At 74.5% G+C, this 15,548-nt stretch carries 15 protein-coding genes and 1 pseudogene; 6 read left to right on the forward strand and 10 right to left on the reverse strand.

Annotated features, from left to right (window positions below; all coding sequences use genetic code 11):
- The first annotated feature begins 61 nt into the window (after positions 1–61).
- On the forward strand, positions 62–1,351 hold the full coding sequence (locus ACVJO7_RS01650; protein WP_344023736.1) for a magnesium transporter MgtE N-terminal domain-containing protein: 1,290 nt from the start codon (positions 62–64) through the stop codon (positions 1,349–1,351).
- Positions 1,344–1,883, forward strand: coding sequence for a DUF1003 domain-containing protein (locus ACVJO7_RS01655; protein ID WP_344023734.1), 540 nt, complete (start codon positions 1,344–1,346; stop codon positions 1,881–1,883). The genes ACVJO7_RS01650 and ACVJO7_RS01655 overlap by 8 nt, the downstream gene beginning before the upstream one ends.
- Here the strand turns inward: ACVJO7_RS01655 and ACVJO7_RS01660 are convergent, their stop codons facing one another.
- Positions 1,884–2,369, reverse strand: coding sequence for a MarR family winged helix-turn-helix transcriptional regulator (locus ACVJO7_RS01660; RefSeq protein WP_491671400.1), 486 nt, complete (start codon positions 2,367–2,369; stop codon positions 1,884–1,886).
- Positions 2,370–2,455: 86 nt separating this feature from the next.
- Between ACVJO7_RS01660 and ACVJO7_RS01665 the strand changes: the two genes are divergently transcribed.
- Positions 2,456–3,604: an Mrp/NBP35 family ATP-binding protein gene (locus ACVJO7_RS01665; RefSeq protein ID WP_491671568.1), complete on the forward strand. Its 1,149-nt coding sequence runs from the start codon at positions 2,456–2,458 to the stop codon at positions 3,602–3,604.
- 87 nt (positions 3,605–3,691) lie between these two features.
- Here the strand turns inward: ACVJO7_RS01665 and ACVJO7_RS01670 are convergent, their stop codons facing one another.
- The 5 genes from ACVJO7_RS01670 to ACVJO7_RS01690 form a co-directional block, all read right to left on the reverse strand.
- The gene (locus ACVJO7_RS01670; RefSeq protein ID WP_344023730.1) at positions 3,692–4,948 is read right to left on the reverse strand and encodes an aspartate aminotransferase family protein; all 1,257 of its coding nucleotides are present in this window, start codon (positions 4,946–4,948) and stop codon (positions 3,692–3,694) included.
- Between the two features lie 524 nt (positions 4,949–5,472).
- Positions 5,473–6,402 (reverse strand): AEC family transporter, encoded by a 930-nt coding sequence (locus tag ACVJO7_RS01675; RefSeq protein WP_491671401.1) that lies wholly within the window; start codon positions 6,400–6,402, stop codon positions 5,473–5,475.
- Positions 6,403–6,475: 73 nt separating this feature from the next.
- Positions 6,476–7,147 carry a GntR family transcriptional regulator gene (locus tag ACVJO7_RS01680; protein ID WP_344026821.1) on the reverse strand — a complete coding sequence of 224 codons (672 nt, stop codon included), beginning with the start codon at positions 7,145–7,147 and terminating at the stop codon, positions 6,476–6,478.
- Positions 7,148–7,157: 10 nt separating this feature from the next.
- Positions 7,158–7,886, reverse strand: a complete 729-nt coding sequence (locus ACVJO7_RS01685; RefSeq protein WP_491671402.1) for a maleate cis-trans isomerase family protein — start codon at positions 7,884–7,886, stop codon at positions 7,158–7,160.
- A 40-nt stretch (positions 7,887–7,926) separates the two neighbouring features.
- Positions 7,927–8,424: a DUF3830 family protein gene (locus ACVJO7_RS01690; RefSeq protein ID WP_344026383.1), complete on the reverse strand. Its 498-nt coding sequence runs from the start codon at positions 8,422–8,424 to the stop codon at positions 7,927–7,929.
- 163 nt (positions 8,425–8,587) lie between these two features.
- Here ACVJO7_RS01690 and ACVJO7_RS01695 point away from each other — a divergent pair, with 163 nt between their 5' ends.
- On the forward strand, positions 8,588–9,535 hold the full coding sequence (locus tag ACVJO7_RS01695; RefSeq protein WP_491671403.1) for a D-2-hydroxyacid dehydrogenase: 948 nt from the start codon (positions 8,588–8,590) through the stop codon (positions 9,533–9,535).
- 5 nt (positions 9,536–9,540) lie between these two features.
- On the forward strand, positions 9,541–10,974 hold the full coding sequence (locus ACVJO7_RS01700) for an amidase (RefSeq protein WP_491671404.1): 1,434 nt from the start codon (positions 9,541–9,543) through the stop codon (positions 10,972–10,974).
- 395 nt (positions 10,975–11,369) lie between these two features.
- On the opposite strand, the pseudogene tatB reads toward ACVJO7_RS01700, so the two are convergent.
- The 4 genes and pseudogenes from tatB to sigE form a co-directional block, all read right to left on the reverse strand.
- Positions 11,370–11,672: pseudogene (gene tatB / locus ACVJO7_RS01705) on the reverse strand (Sec-independent protein translocase protein TatB); the annotation flags it as partial.
- A gap of 73 nt (positions 11,673–11,745) precedes the next feature.
- Positions 11,746–13,305 carry a S1C family serine protease gene (locus ACVJO7_RS01710; RefSeq protein ID WP_491671405.1) on the reverse strand — a complete coding sequence of 520 codons (1,560 nt, stop codon included), beginning with the start codon at positions 13,303–13,305 and terminating at the stop codon, positions 11,746–11,748.
- A gap of 84 nt (positions 13,306–13,389) precedes the next feature.
- Complete coding sequence (locus tag ACVJO7_RS01715) at positions 13,390–14,052, reverse strand: anti-sigma factor family protein (RefSeq protein WP_491671406.1); 663 nt, start codon at positions 14,050–14,052, stop codon at positions 13,390–13,392.
- The gene (sigE, locus tag ACVJO7_RS01720) at positions 14,049–14,720 is read right to left on the reverse strand and encodes an RNA polymerase sigma factor SigE (protein ID WP_344026393.1); all 672 of its coding nucleotides are present in this window, start codon (positions 14,718–14,720) and stop codon (positions 14,049–14,051) included. Before sigE ends, ACVJO7_RS01715 begins: the two co-directional genes overlap by 4 nt.
- Positions 14,721–14,909: 189 nt before the next feature.
- On the opposite strand from sigE, the gene ACVJO7_RS01725 reads away from it, so the two are divergent.
- Positions 14,910–15,542: an O-methyltransferase gene (locus ACVJO7_RS01725; RefSeq protein WP_491671407.1), complete on the forward strand. Its 633-nt coding sequence runs from the start codon at positions 14,910–14,912 to the stop codon at positions 15,540–15,542.
- Positions 15,543–15,548 lie beyond the last annotated feature (6 nt).

The raw sequence follows: 15,548 nt of genomic DNA on the forward strand, positions 1-15,548 counted from the left end.
CGCATGCCGCGCCGGCGCCGCCGCGGGCACCGCCCGGAGCGGCCGCTCTACTCTCGACGCCATGGCCTCGGCACGGGTGTTCGTCGCGCGGCTGGCCGGGCTGGCCGTGTTCGGCCCGGACGGCGAGCGGATCGGGAAGGTCCGCGACGTCGTGGTGTCGTTGCGGGTCGACAGCCATCCGCCGCGGGTGCTCGGCCTGGTGGTGGACCTGTCCGCGCGGCGCAGCATCTTCGTGCCGATGCTGCGGGTCTCCGACATCGCCGGATCGGCGGTCACCCTGGCCAGCGGCTCGGTCAACCTGCGCTCGTTCGACCAGCGGGCGAACGAGACGCTGGTGCTGGGCGAGCTGCTGAACTCGCCGGTCACCGTGCGCGACTCCGGCGAGGACGGGGTCGTGGTGGACGTCGCGATCGAGCCGACGCGCACCCGGGACTGGGCGATCACCCGGGTGGCGGTGCGGTTCCGCCGCACCCGGCTGGCCCGCCGCGCCCGGGTCGACGTGCACGGCTGGGAGAACGTGTCCGGGCTCGACGTGGCCGCGGCGCAGGGCGCGGACCGGCTGCTCGCGGTGTTCGACTCGATGCGCCCGGCCGACGTGGCGGCGGCGCTGTCCCGGCTGCCCGACGAGCGCCAGCACCAGGTCGTCGACGCGCTCGACGACGAGCGGTTGGCCGACGTGTTCGAGGAGCTCTCCGAGTCCGACCAGCGCGAGCTGCTGGCCTACCTCGACGACGACCGGGCCGCCGACGTGCTGGAGGCGATGAGCCCGGACGACGCCGCCGACCTGCTCGGCGAGCTGCCCGACGACGAGGCCGGCCGGCTGCTGGGACTGATGGAGCCGGGCGAGTCGGAGCCGGTGCGCCGGCTGATGCGCTACGAGTGGGACACCGCAGGCGGGTTGATGACGCCGGAGCCGATCACGCTCGGGCCGGACGCGACGGTCGCCGAGGCGCTGGCCCGGATCCGCAACCCGGAGGTGCCGCCCGCACTGGCGTCGATGGTGTTCGTGGTGCGGCCGCCCACCGCCACCCCGACCGGCCGCTACCTCGGTTGCGTGCACGCCCAGCAGCTGCTGCGCGCGGCGCCGTTCGAGCTGGTCGCGGGAATGGTGGACACCGAGCTGTCGCAGATCGGGCCGGAGACCGGGCTCGGCGGGGTGACCCGCTGGTTCGCCACCTACAACCTGGTCGCCGGCCCGGTCGTCGACGCGCAGAACCACCTGCTCGGCGCCGTCACCGTCGACGACGTGCTGGACCACCTGCTGCCGCAGGGCTGGCGGGACCGCGATCTCGGACCGGCCGAGGTGGGCCGCGGATCGGCGAACGGACGACCGGGGGCGCACCATGCCTGAGATCACCACCGGCCGCCGGCTGGACCAGCCCCGGATCGGCCGCAGGCGGTTCGAGGTCGATCCGGACGGCTTCGCCCGGCTCTCCGAGCGGGTCGCCCGGTTCCTCGGGACCGGCCGGTTCCTGGCCATCCAGAGCGTGATCGTCGTCGTGTGGATCGCACTGAACCTGGTCGCCTGGCAGATCCGCTGGGACCCGTACCCGTTCATCCTGCTGAACCTGGCGTTCTCCACCCAGGCCGCGTACGCCGCGCCGCTGATCCTGCTGGCCCAGAACCGGCAGGACGACCGGGACCGGATCGCGCTCGAGGAGGACCGCCGACGGGCCGAGCGGACCAAGGCCGACACCGAGTTCCTGGCCCGCGAGCTGGCGGCACTGCGGCTCGCGGTCGGCGAGACGGTCAGCCGCGACTACCTGCGCGGGGAGCTGGAGAAGCTGTCCGGGCAGCTCGACGACGCGGTGCACCGGGCCGCGGCGGGCGCCGGCCCGGACACCGGGCGCGGCGAGCGCAGGCGGGGCCGCCGGCGGGACTGATCAGGGGATCAGCTTGCGGGTGACCCGCTCCAGGTCGGCGAGGTCGGTGGCGTCGAGCCGGTCGGCGAAGTGCTCCCGGACCCCGCGCATGTGGGTGATCGCGGCGATCCGCAGCCGCTCGTAGCCGGCGTCGGTCATCCGGGCGGTGACGCCGCGCCCGTCGTCGGCGACCCTGGCCCGCTCGACCAGGCCGGCCTTCTCCAGCCGGTCCACCAGCCGGGTCACCCCGGACCGGGACAGCAGGACCGCGTCGGCCAGCTCGGTCATCCGCAGCCGGTGGTCCGGCGCCTCGGACAGCTGGACCAGGACGTCGTAGGCGGCCAGGGACAACCGCTGCTCGGCCTCCAGCTCGGTCTCCAGCAGCTTGGTGATCCCGGCGTGGGCGCGCAGGAAGCTGCGCCACGACTCGAGCTCGTCGCGGGTCGGGACCACCCGCCGCCGTCCCGGGTTCCCGCGCCCCGGGGCGCCGCCCGCCGTCTCGTCCACCACAGTGATGCTAGGAGACGAGCGGGACGCTCCGGACACCCACGTAGCATGGCGGTGTCGCGAGAGGAAAGAGGTCGTTGAAGCTCATGTCCGTCACCGGCAGCACCAGCACCGTCTCCGAGGCCGTGCACGCCGCCCTCGGGACCGTCGAGGACCCGGAGATCCACAAGCCGATCACCGAGTTGGGGATGGTCAAGAGCGTCGACGTCACCGACGACGGCACGGCCCGCATCGGGGTCTACCTGACCGTCGCCGGCTGTCCGATGCGGGAGACGATCACCGCCCGGGTCACCGAGGCCGTCACGAAGGTCCCCGGCGTCGAGCGCGCCGAGGTCGAGCTCGACGTGATGAGCGACGAGCAGCGCACCGAGCTGCGCCGCTCGCTGCGCGGCGACTCCGACGAGCCGGTCATCCCGTTCGCCCAGCCCGGGTCGCTGACCAGGGTGTACTGCGTGGCCTCCGGCAAGGGCGGCGTCGGCAAGTCCTCGGTCACCGTCAACCTGGCGGCCGCGATGGCCCGCCGCGGCCTGAAGGTCGGCGTGGTCGACGCCGACATCTACGGCCACTCGGTGCCGCGCATGATCGGCGCCGACGACCGGCCGACCAAGGTCGACAACATGATCATGCCGCCGCAGTCGCACGGCGTGAAGGTCATCTCGATCGGCATGTTCACCGACGGGAACACCCCGGTCGTCTGGCGCGGACCGATGCTGCACCGGGCGCTGCAGCAGTTCCTGGCCGACGTGTTCTGGGGCGACCTGGACGTGCTGCTGCTCGATCTCCCGCCGGGCACCGGCGACGTCGCGATCTCGACGGCGCAGCTGGTCCCGAACGCCGAGCTGCTGGTCGTGACGACGCCGCAGCAGGCGGCCGCCGAGGTCGCCGAGCGGGCCGGGGCGATCTCCACACAGACCCGGCAGCGGCTCGCCGGCGTGGTGGAGAACATGTCCTGGATGGAGATGCCCGACGGCTCCCGGGCCGAGATCTTCGGCTCCGGTGGCGGGCAGACCGTCGCCGACTCGCTGAGCCGGGTCGTCGGCACCACGGTGCCGCTGCTCGGCCAGATCCCGCTGGACGTGGCGCTGCGCGAGGGCGGCGACGCCGGCACCCCGATCGTCCTGGGCAAGCCCGAGACGGCGGCCGCACAGGCGCTGGAGAGCGTCGCCCAGCAGCTCGTGGTGAAGTCGCGCGGCCTGGCCGGGATGAGCCTCAACATCTCCCCGGCCGGTCGCTGACCTCCTGCCGGCACCCCGGCCGTACGCGAACGGCCCCGTTCACCGGATCCGGTGGACGGGGCCGTTCGCGTGCTGCGGGACGTGCACTCAGGAGAGCGCGTCGGTCAGCGCCTTGGTCCAGAGCGCCAGGCCCTCGTCGACCTGCTCGGCGGTGACCACCAGCGGGGGGATCATCCGCACGACGTTGCCGTGCACGCCGCAGGTCAGCAGCAGCAGCCCGTGCTCGGCGGCGGCGGCGTGCACCTTCGCGGCGGTCGCGCCGTCCGGCTTGCCCTGGGCGTCGACGAACTCGATGCCGACCATCAGGCCGCGGCCGCGGATGTCGCCGATCGCGGCGATGCCCTGCGCGGCGTCCCGGACGCCGGCGACCAGCCGCTCGCCCTGCACCCGGGCGTTCTCCACCAGGTTCTCGCCGAGCACCACGTCCAGGGTGGCCAGCGCGGCGGCGCAGGCGACCGCGTTGCCGCCGTAGGTGCCGCCCTGCGAGCCGGGCCACGCCTTCTCCATGATCGCCTTCGGCGCGGCGATGGCGGACAGCGGGAAGCCCGACGCCAGGCCCTTGGCGGTGACGATGACGTCCGGGACGACGCCCTCGGCGTGCTGGTGGCCCCAGAACCGCCCGGTGCGGCCGAACCCGGTCTGCACCTCGTCGGCGATCAGCAGGATGCCGTGCCGGTCGGCCCGCTCGCGCAGGCCCTGCAGGAACGCGGCCGGGGTCGGCACGTAGCCGCCCTCACCGAGCACCGGCTCCACGATGAACGCCGCGACGTCGGAGACCGGCGCGGTGCTCGCCAGCTGCCGGTCGAGCTCGTTCAGCGCGAACTCGACCGTCTGCTCCTCGGTCCAGCCGTACCGGTACGCGTACGGGAACGGCGCGAACGCGACGCCGCCCATCATCGGGCCGATCCCGGCGCGGATCTTCGCGCCGGAGGTGGTGAGCGCCGCCGCACCCATCGTCCGGCCGTGGAACCCGCCGTCGAAGGCGACGACCAGCTGCCGGCCGGTGGCCTGGCGGGCGAGCCGCACCGACGCCTCGACGGCCTCCGAACCGGAGTTGGAGAAGAAGACCGAGTCGATCCCCTCGGGCAGCACGTCACCGAGCCGCTCGGCCAGCTTCAGCAACGGCTGGTGCATGACGGTCGTGTACTGGCCGTGGATCAGCGTCGCGACCTGGTCCTGCGCGGCCTTGACCACCGCCGGGTGGCAGTGCCCGGTCGAGGTGACGCCGATGCCTGCGGTGAAGTCCAGGTGGCGTCGCCCGTCGGTGTCGAAGAGATAGACGCCCTCACCGCGGGCGGCCTGGACCGGGGTGGCCTGCTTCAGCAGCGGGGACAGCTGTGCCATGGGTTCGCAACTCCTGATGCGTCGAGAGTCGTGCGTCCGGCTCCGGGGTCGACCGGAGGCATCGATCGAGGTTGTCGAGTTGTCGACAATCTCAGGGAATCATGCCCGGGCGGCTCGGGCAAGGGGCCGCCTGTTCCTCGCTTTGCTCTGCTCACCATCCGGGGCTCCGCCCCCGGACCGCCCGGACCGGGTCCATCGGACCCGTCCCGCCCGGTGGCGGGCGGGGCCGGCCGGTCGCTTCCGGGAGCCCCTTCCGGCGCCGGCACCGGCGCGAGCGCGGCGCGGGCCGGGTGCGGGCCGGGCCGGATGCGGGCCGGGCCGGGTGCGGGGCCGGGCGCGGGCCGCTCCGGGGGTAAGCAGAGCAAAGCGAGGTACGGACCACCCCCGCCCGCCATGGTGAGCAGAGCAGAGCGACACCCGGAGACACCCCTCCCCCGCCGGCGGCGCCGCAGGCTCGCGACGCACCGGGCGGCCGGCGGGCAGGCCGCCGGGCGGCCGGGCGGCCGGGCGGGCCGGCGGAGCGCTCAGCTCAGCAGGGCGGCCACGACGAGCAGCACCGGCACCGCGACGACGGTCGTGGCCAGCGCGGTGTCCCGGGCCAGGGTGATGCCGCGCTCGTAGCGCACCGCGTAGCCGAAGACGTTCTGCGCGGTCGGCAGCGCGGCCAGCACGACGACCGCCAGCAGGGCCGGGCCGGTCAGGCCGAGCACGCCGGCGGCGAACGCCCAGGCGATCGCCGGATGCACCACGTTCTTGATCAGCACGGCGGTCCACACCGAGAGCGCGGTGTCGCCCACGCCGGGGCGGCGGGCGCCGTGCAGGGACAGCCCGAAGGCCAGCAGCATCGCCGGGACCGCGAGCGCGGCCAGCAGCTCCACCGGCGCCATCACCGGCTCCGGCAGCTGCACCCCGGTCCCGGAGACCGTGAGGCCGGCGGCGGTGGCGATCGCGATCGGGTTCCGCAGCGGCGCGAGTGCGACGCGGAGCGGGCCCGGCCGCTCGCCCCGGCCGTCGCCGGGCAGGACGTCGAGCAGCGTCGTGAACAGCGGCGTCAGCACCGCGAGCTGAAACAGCAGCACCGGTGCGACGGCCGCGGGATCGCCGAGCACGTAGGTCGCGATCGGGATGCCGAGGTTGCCGGCGTTGACATAGCCCGACGCCATCGACCCGACGACGGTCTCGCCGGCCGGCCGGCGGCGCAGCAGCGCCACCGGCACGAAGAGCAAGCAGGCCAGCGAGCTGGTCACCGCCGTCACCAGGAGGCCCGACGAGAAGACCGCGGCGATGTCGGCCCGGGCCAGCGTGGTGAACAGCAGCGCGGGCGTCCCGACGAAGAACGCGGCGCGGGCCAGCACCCGGGAACCCTGGTCGCCGAGCAGGTGGTAGCGCCCGAGGACGTATCCGACACCGACGACCACGCCGATGACCAGGAACCCCTCGAACACACCCGTCACACGCCGTCACCTTACGTAGGACAACGCTCCTGCGGCGTGCCGAGCGCGCGGGCTCACACGCAGAACACGCCGGTCAGGCGGCGCCGGGCATCGCGGCCAGGATCCGTGCGACGGCGTCGTCCATGTGTGCGGCCAGCCGGTCGAGCAGCAGCTCGGTCCGGCCGTCGCGCAGCGCGTCCCGCAGCAGCTCGTGCTCGGCGACGAGATCGGGGGCCGGCGGCGCAGTCTGCTGGAACGCGGCCAGGCACATCCGGGTCTCCACCAGGAGCCCGTCGGTCATCCGGCGCAGCCGGGGACTGCCGGACGCGGCGACCAGCGCGGCATGGAAGTCGTGGTCGGCGTCGGCCAGCCCCACCGCGTCCCCGGCAGCCGCGGCCGCCCGCATCGCGCCCAGCGGGATCTCCAGCGCGACGACGGCGGCGGCCCGGTCCGCGGCCAGCACCTGCAGCGCGGCCGCCCGCTCGACGGCGGTCCGGGCCAGGTAGACGTCCCGCACGTCGTCCGGGCCGAGCTCGCGCACGAACAGCCCGCGATGCCGCTCGCTGCGCAGCAGTCCCTCCGCGACCAGGCGTTGCATCGCCTCGCGCAGCGGGCCGCGGCTCACCCCGAGCCGCCCGGCGAGGTCCACCTCGCCGAGCTGGGCCCCGGGCGCGAAGGTGCCGCGCATGATCGCCGTGCGGATCCGGTCCGCGACGATCTCCGCGGTGGACCGCCTGCTGACCGGCTCCAGTTCCGGGACCTCGATGCTCACCGTGTCATCCCTTCCGGAACAGCGTCCCCAGGCCGGGGCGGACGATGTCGGCACCGGCCAGGCGCAGGCCCTGCCAGATGCTGACCTGGTTCGCCGTCAGCACCGGCTTGCCCACCCGGGTGTCGAGCGCGTCGAGCAGCTCGACGGTGTGCAGCGCGGTGTCGGGCAGCAGCACCGCGTCGGCCTCCAGGGCGTCCGCCGAGACCGCCGAGACGAAGTCCAGCACGGTCTGCGCGGGCAGCGTCCCGACCTCGGCGGCGGTGATGATGTCGCGCGCCGAGACGGTCAGCACCGTGATGCCGTGATGGGCGAGGAAGGCGACGAACGCGTCCGCCACGTCGGGCGGGTAGGTCGCGCCGAGCGCGACGGTCGAGATCCCGAGCCGTCGGCAGGCGTCCACGAACGCGAACGACGTGCTCGACGCCGGCACCCCGGCGACACCCTCCAGCGCCGCGACCTGACGCGCGGCACCCTCCGGACCGAAGATGAAGCTGCCCGACGTGCAGGCCCAGACGATCGCGTCCAACGGCCCCGCCTCGGCCGCGACCCGCCGGGCGCCGTCGGCCAGCACCTCGTCACCGCCGATGTCGAGCAGCGCGTCCGGCCGGTGCGCGTCGACCTTCATCTCGGTGTGCACCAGCGGGAGCAGGCTGCCGTCGTCCAGCCGCTTCTCGGCGCGCGGGTAGTCGTCCTCGGCCGAGTGACCGGGATACAGGATTCCGACCGTGCTCATGTTGTCGACAATCCTACAGAGGCCCCGGGGCCCGCAAGGGTCACCCGATCCGCGAGTAGACGAGCCGCTCACCGACGCTGCCCGAGCGCCACACGTCGTGGCAGGCCGTCGCCATCGCGTCCAGGCCGTCCACGATGGTGGCGAAGACGTTGCCCGGGACCCAGCCGACGTCGCCGTTGAGCAGCAGGTTGTTGCGTCCGTAGAAGATCGCGAGATCGATGCCGCCCGCCTCGGCGTCGATGCCCTGGTCGTCCTTGAACGACGCGTCGAGCATGCCGCCGTGGAAGTCGAAGTAGCACACGTCACCCGGGATCGGGGTGACCGTCGGGTTCTCCTGCCCGATCCGCGGCCCGAACCGCGGGACGATCGTGTAGACCTCGTTGCGCGCGTACTTGGCGTGCTGCGCGTCGCCACCCACCGGGCCGCCGGCGAGCGACTCCCAGACGGCGGCCGCCGTCCGCGGCGCGTCCTTCTCCAGCAGCTCCGCGGTGCAGGCGACGCCGCGCTTCGCGAGCTCGATCCTGATCAGCTTGGTCACGGTTCCCCCAGGAACGATCGTGGGTGCGGGGAGACCTCCACCGAATCGGCGGATTGTTGACAATCGTAGGTGCGCTTCCTAGCGTGTCAACGCCGCCCGACCTCACCACCGACAGGATCTTGCTTTGCCGGTTTCCGCTGGTCAGGACCCCATTACCGTTGCCGTGCTGCACGCCGGCGAGACCCCGCCCGGGCTGGAGGCCCGCGCGGGTGACGCACGTCTCCGGTTCGCCGCCGACGCCGACGAGCTGGCCGGCGCCCTCCCCGGCAGCGACGTGCTGCTGACCTGGGACTTCACCTCCGATGCCGTCAAGGAGGTGTGGCACGACGACCTGGCACGGTCCCTGCGCTGGGTGCACACCGCCAGCGCCGGCGTCGACCGGGTCGCCTTCCCGGAGCTGCTCGCGGCCCCGCTCACCCTCACCAACTCGCGTGGCGTCTTCGACCGGCCGATCGCCGAGTTCGTGCTCGGCGCCGTGCTGGCGTTCGCGAAGGACACCGCCCGGTCGCTCGCCCTGCAGCGGGACCGGACCTGGCGGCACCGGGAGACCGAGACGATCGCGGGCCGGATCGCCACCGTCGTCGGCAGCGGGCCGATCGGGCAGGCGATCGCGCAGCTGCTCGCCGCCGCCGGGCTCGACGTGCGGCTGGTCGGCCGGCGGGCCGCGGACGGCGTGCACGCCTTCGACGAGCTCCCCGGCCTGCTCCCGGACTCCGACTTCCTGGTGCTGGCGGCGCCGCTCACCGGCGCGACCCGCGGCATGCTGCACAGCGGGACGATCGCGCTGCTCCCGGAGCGCGCCCGCGTGATCAACATCGGCCGGGGGCCGCTCGTGGTGCAGGACGACCTCACCGCCGCGCTCGCATCGGGCCGGATCGCCGGGGCCGCGCTGGACGTGTTCGAGGTCGAGCCGCTGCCCGCCGACTCGCCGCTGTGGACGATGGAGAACGTGCTGATCTCCCCGCACATGTCCGGCGACGTCGTCGGCTGGAAGGACATGCTCGTCGAGCTGTTCGTGGACAATCTGGAGCGCTACCGGACGGGCCGGGAGCTGCGCAACGTGGTGGACAAGGAACGTGGGTACGTGAGCTCCTCCGGGGGAAGGGCGTGACGTCAGTGAGCAGGGACAGGGCCACCACCGGGGACACGACCGGCACGGCGGACCTCAGCGCGACCGAGCTGCTGGCCGGTTACCGCAGCGGGGAGATCTCCCCGGTGCAGGCGACCCGGGACGCGCTGGAGCGGATCGAGGAGCACGACGGCGCGGTGAACGCGTTCTGCCTCGTCGACGCCGACTCGGCGCTGGCGGCGGCGAAGGACTCCGAGGCGCGCTGGCAGGCCGGCGAGCCGATCGGCCCGCTCGACGGCGTCCCCACCTCGATCAAGGACATGCTGCTCACCATCGGCTGGCCGACCCGGCGCGGCTCGACCACCACCCCGTCCGAGGGGCCGTCCGAGGTGGACGGCCCGCCGGTGGCCAGGGTCCGGGAGGCCGGGGCGGTGTTGCTCGGCAAGAACACCACCCCGGAGCTGGCCTGGAAGGGCGTGACCGACTCGCCGCTGACCGGCGTCACCACCAACCCGTGGGACCCGTCGCGCACCGCGGGCGGCTCGTCCGGCGGGAGCGCCTCCGCGGTCGGGCTGGGCATGGGCCCGCTGTCGCTGGGCACCGACGCCGGCGGCTCGGTCCGCATCCCGGCCGCGTTCACCGGGACCGTCGCGCACAAGCCCACCTACGGCCGGATCGCGCACTACCCCGGCTCGGCGTTCGGCACGCTCGCCAACGTCGGCCCGATGACCCGCACCGTCGCCGACGCGGCCCTGCTGTTCGACGTCGTCGCCCGTCCCGACACCCGCGACCCGTGGGTGCTCGACGTGCCCCGCGAGTCCGCCGTCGACCGGCTCGCCGGCGGCGCGCAGGGACTGCGGATCGCCTTCTCCCCGACCCTCGGGTTCGTCGACGTCGATCCCGAGGTCGCCGCACTGGTCGCCGCCGCGGTCGAGGTCTTCAGCTCGCTGGGGGCGACCGTGCAGAGCGCCGATCCCGGGTTCGCCGATCCGGTCGAGCCGTTCCACACCCTGTGGTTCGCGGCGGCGGCGAAGTCCCTCGAGCCGATCGACGCCCGGGCCCGCGAACGGATGGACCCGGCGCTGGTCGAGATCGCCGAGCAGGGCACGTCGGTGACGGCGCTCGACTACCTGGGTGCGATGGCCGTCCGCAACGAGCTCGGCACCCTGATGAGCGCCTTCCACGACGAGTACGACCTGCTGCTCACCCCGACGCTGCCGATCACCGCGTTCGAGGGCGGCCGGGAGGTCCCGGAGGGCTGGCCGGACCCGCGCTGGACGTCCTGGACGCCGTTCACCTACCCGTTCAACATGACCCAGCAGCCGGCGACCAGCGTGCCGTGCGGGTTCACCTCGGCCGGGCTGCCGGTCGGGCTGCAGGTGGTCGGGCCGCGGCACGCCGACGCGACGGTGCTCGCCGCCGCGCACGCGTACCAGCAGGCGACCGACCACCACCTCCGGCGCCCGCCGCTGCTGGGCTGATCCGGCACCCGGTGTGCGGGCCCGCGGGTCCGCGCACCGGGTCACGTGCCGGTCGGCCGTGCGGGGTCGGCCGAACTGGTCGGCCGTGCTGGTCGGCCGTGCTGGTCGGCGGAGCGGCGTGCCTAGGTGGCGTCGGGATCGACCGGGGGACGCTCGTCCGCCGCGAGTGGCTGCTGCGGGACCGGTCCGGCCGGTGCGGTGGCCGTCGTGCCGGTCTGCGGGGTGCCGGCCGCGGTCGTGCCGCCGGACGCAGAACTCTGGGACGCCGTGCCACCGGACGTGCTGGCACCGGACGTGCTGCCGGGTGCGGTGCTCCCGGACGTCGCGGCGCCTCCCGCCGCGGCGGCCGCCGCACCACCCGCGGCGGCGGCGCCGAGCCCGCCGGCCGTGCCGCGGGCGCCGGGGCTGTGCCCGTTGCGCTTCACCGGCTCGTCGTCGGAGAACAGGCTGCGGGTGATCGCGGTCCGCGGGTTGAACGACCGCAGGCTGCGCAGGTCGTTCAGCGGCTGCTGGATCTTGTCGAACTCCGGGCCGAGCTCACGCTTCAGATGGTCCTGGGCACCGGTGGCGTACTCCTTGACCTGGCGCACGGCGCTGCCCAGCCAGCGGGCAGCCTCGGGGAGCCGCTCCGGGCCGAGGATGAACAACCCCGCGACCACCAGGATGAGGATCTCCCACATGCCGATGTTCTCGAACACCCCACCAGGGTACGGACACCGGCTGTGTGCCGGGTGCGCAGGCCGGTGATCAGCGCCGGGACGTCGCCCGGGATCAGCGCTCGCCGAGCGTCGCCGTCACCGTGAGCGGCCTGCCCTGACGCACCAGCTCGATCGGCACCTGCTCCCCCGGCGCGTGCTCCCGCACCGCGACGACGAGCTCGTCGGCCCCGGCGATCGAGCGTCCACCCACCCGCACGACGACGTCCCCCTCGAGCAGTCCGGCCGCCGACGCCGGTCCGCCGGCGGTGACGTTCTGGACCTGGGCGCCGTCGGTGGCGCCGTCGGTGACCGAGCGCGCGTTCACCCCCAGATCGGCGTGCGCGACCCGGCCGGTGCGGATCAGCTCCTCGGCGATCGTCCGGGCGTCGTCGATCGGCACCGCGAAACCCAGCCCGATCGACCCGCCCTGTCCGCCGGCCTCGGTCCCGGCACTGCGGATCGCGGTGTTGATCCCGACGACGGCGCCGGTCGCGTCGACCAGCGGGCCGCCCGAGTTGCCCGGGTTGATCGCGGCGTCGGTCTGCACGGCGTCGATCACCGCGTCCCCGGCGCTGCCCTCCGGATCGAGCCGCAGCGGCCGGTCCACCGCCGACACGATGCCGGTGGTGACGGTGCCCGCCAGCCCGAACGGCGAGCCGATCGCGATCACCGCGTCACCGACCGCGAGCTCCGACGAACGGCCGATCGCGGCCACCGTCGGGTTCGCGACCGGGACCCGGAGCACCGCCAGGTCGGTCAGCGGGTCGGTGCCGACGACGGCCGCCGGGACCCGGGACCCGTCGGAGAAGACCGCCTCGATCGAGCCCTCGCCGGGCCCGGTGGCAGGGGCGACGACGTGGTCGTTGGTGAGCACGTAGCCGTCCGGGTCGATGACCACCCCGGAACCGTTGCCCGCCTGGTTGCCGACCGTCACCTCCAGCGAGACGACCGACGGCAGCACCCGGGCCGCGACGTCCGGCACCGAGCCGGGCGGGCGCTCCTTCGCCTCCTCGGCGGTCGCGAGCACCGCGCCCGGGCTGGTCAGCGCGCTCGCCCCGGACGCCGTCCAGTGCCCGGCGAGCCCCCCGATCGCACCGATGCCGAGCGCCAGCACGCCGAGCAGCGCCAGCGCCCGCGGCTGGACGCGGTCGCCGAACAGCACCTCGCGCACACTCAGCCGGGGCCCGTCCGGGTGGTCCGGGGCCGGTTCCGGATCGGCGTCGCCGTGCGGGGGCGCGGCGACCACCGGCGCACCGGGGTTGCGCCACGGGTCGTCGGCGGAGCCACCGGGCCAGAACGCGTCCTTGCTCTGCTCACCATCGCCGCCGGGCGTGCCGGGCGCCGCACCCGACGGCGGCCGCTGCAGACCGGTCCCACCACCGTCCGGCCTGCCGAACGCGCGGGCGACGGCCGCGGTCGGCGGCGGCGCGACCGGGACCGACCCGTTCGGGACGGCGTGCGCAGGCGGCGCGAACGACGACCCGACACCGTCCGGTCTGCCGAACGCCGCGCGGTCCGCCGGATCGGGGTCCGGCCGCTCCAGCGGCCTCGGCTCCAGCCGTGGCGGGGCCGACCCGTCGCCGACCGGCGCCCCGGGGCCTCCGGACGGACCGGGGTCCGGGGTCTCGCTCATCGGCGGTCCATCACGGTCGGCACCGGACCAGCCTGCCGGTCAGCCGGTGAAGTTCCTGTTTCGGGTACCTGCCCGGGTCCGGCCTCAGCCGGACGGGGGCAGGCCCGCGTTCCGCATCGGCGCCCCGGGATCCGGAGCACGCGTGACACCGGTCACCTCCGGCGCGCCGGAGCCGCCCGGAGCGGGCTTCGCCGACGCCGAACGCTGCCGCGGCGCCTGCGTGGGGGTGGTCGCGAACCGGGCCACCGCGGCCGTCGCCGGGCCCTGTCCACCCTGGCCGGGGGCCGGCGCCGAGGTCGTCGTCGCGGGCATCCCGAAGGCCAGCGCGCCGAGCGCGATCCCGGAGACGGCGGCGCCGGTACCCAGCTTCACCCGCCGGGAACGGCTGGACCGGCGCGGCGGCTCGGCCAGCGGCGCCGGACGCAGGACCGCCACCAGCTCGCCCTCGGGGGTGAGCGACAGCCCGGCCGGCGGCGGGGGCAGCTCGGTGTCCTGCGGGATCGACCGCAACGCACTCATCAACGACGGCGGCAGGGTCGGCGCGTCCGCACCGCGCAGCGCGGACCGGGCCCGCCGCTGCTCCGCGACCTCGGCCGCACAGTCGGCGCACCGCTGCAGATGCCGGGTGGCCCGCTCGTGCGGACCGGAGGCCAGCTCGTCGTCCACGTAGGCGACGACGGCCTCCAGCGTCAGGTGGGCCTCCCCCCAGTTCGGGGGGACGACCTGGAAACGCCGCCGATCGGTCACGGCACCAACTCTGCCACCGGGCCGCGGTCGGGTGCCACCGCCTCCTGCATGTCGGTTCCGGTGCGCCGCTCCGCAGGCTCCGCGTCGGCTGCCCGGTGGCGCTCCAGCGACGCCCGCAGCGCCGTCCGCCCACGGTGGATCCGGCTGCGGACGGTGCCGAGCTTCACCCCGAGCGTCGCGCCGATCTCCTCGTAGGACAGTCCCTCGACGTCGCACAGGACGACCGCGACCCGGAAGTCCGGCGGCAGCTCGTCGAGCGCGGCCTGCAGGTGCGGGTCCAGGTGATTGATCGCGAACACCGTCTCCGGCTCGGGGCCGCCACCGGGGAGCCGGTCGGTGTCGTCGGGCAGCCCCTCCATCCGCAGCCGGGCGCGGCGGCGGACCATGTCGAGGAAGAGGTTCGTGGTGATGCGGTGCAGCCACCCCTCGAACGTCCCCGGCTTGTAGGACGCCAGCGACCGGAACACCCGGATGAACGTCTCCTGGGTGAGGTCCTCGGCGTCGTGCTGGTTGCCGGACAGCCGGTAGGCGAGACGGTAGACACGGTCGGCGTGCTCCCGGACGACCTCGTCCCAGCTGGGCGGGGTCCAGTCGGCACCCTCGCCGGGGCGGGTGCCGTCGGCGGCGTCCCGGACCGGGGCGTCGTCGTGATCACGAGGAGCGGGCATCGGGGCGGGGCACCTCCGGTGTGGCGAGCTCACACGATCCCGTCCGTGTCCGTGCGACGGATGCGTGCGACCAGCGCGGTGTCGTTCGTTGCGATACAGAGTGCCCTCGCCCGATGAGGAAGATGTGAAACCCGTCTGAGAGAAGTCTGTGAAATCTCGCCCGCGGGGTCGCACCGATAATCTTGCGCCATGAGCACACCCGCGGGCGCGACCGCGTACGCCGAGGGCTACCTCGCCGAGGACGACGCGCTCGGCGCCGCGCGCTCGCTCGGCGCCACCGCCGGGGCGCACCCGATCAGCCCGGCCGGCGGTGCGGCGCTGTCCGTGCTGGCCGCGACGATCTCCGCGCGGGCGGTCGTCGAGGTCGGGACCGGGGCCGGGGTCAGCGGGCTGTACCTGCTGCGCGGCATGGCCGGCGACGGCGTGCTGACCACCATCGACGTCGATCCGGAACTGCAACGATCGGCCCGCCGCACGTTCCTGGACGCCGGGTACGGGCCGGGCCGGCTGCGGCTGATCAACGGGATGGCGCTGGACGTGCTCCCCCGGCTCACCGACGGCGGGTACGACCTGGTCGTCGCCGACGCCGTCCCCGGTGAGTACCCGGGCTACCTCGCGGAGGCGATCCGGCTGCTGCGGCCCGGTGGCGTGCTCATCCTGGAGGGGGTGCTCGACGGCGGCCGGGTCGCCGGCGACGGCAGCGGCGACGGGCCGGGCACGGCGGCGCTGCGCGAGACCGCCGGGCTGGTCCGCGACGACGAGCGGCTGCTCTCGGCGCTCCTGCCGGTCGCCGACGGCATGCTGTGCGCGGTCCGGCGCTGAGCCCGG

The sequence above is a fragment of the Pseudonocardia sp. DxW genome (assembly GCF_058448985.1).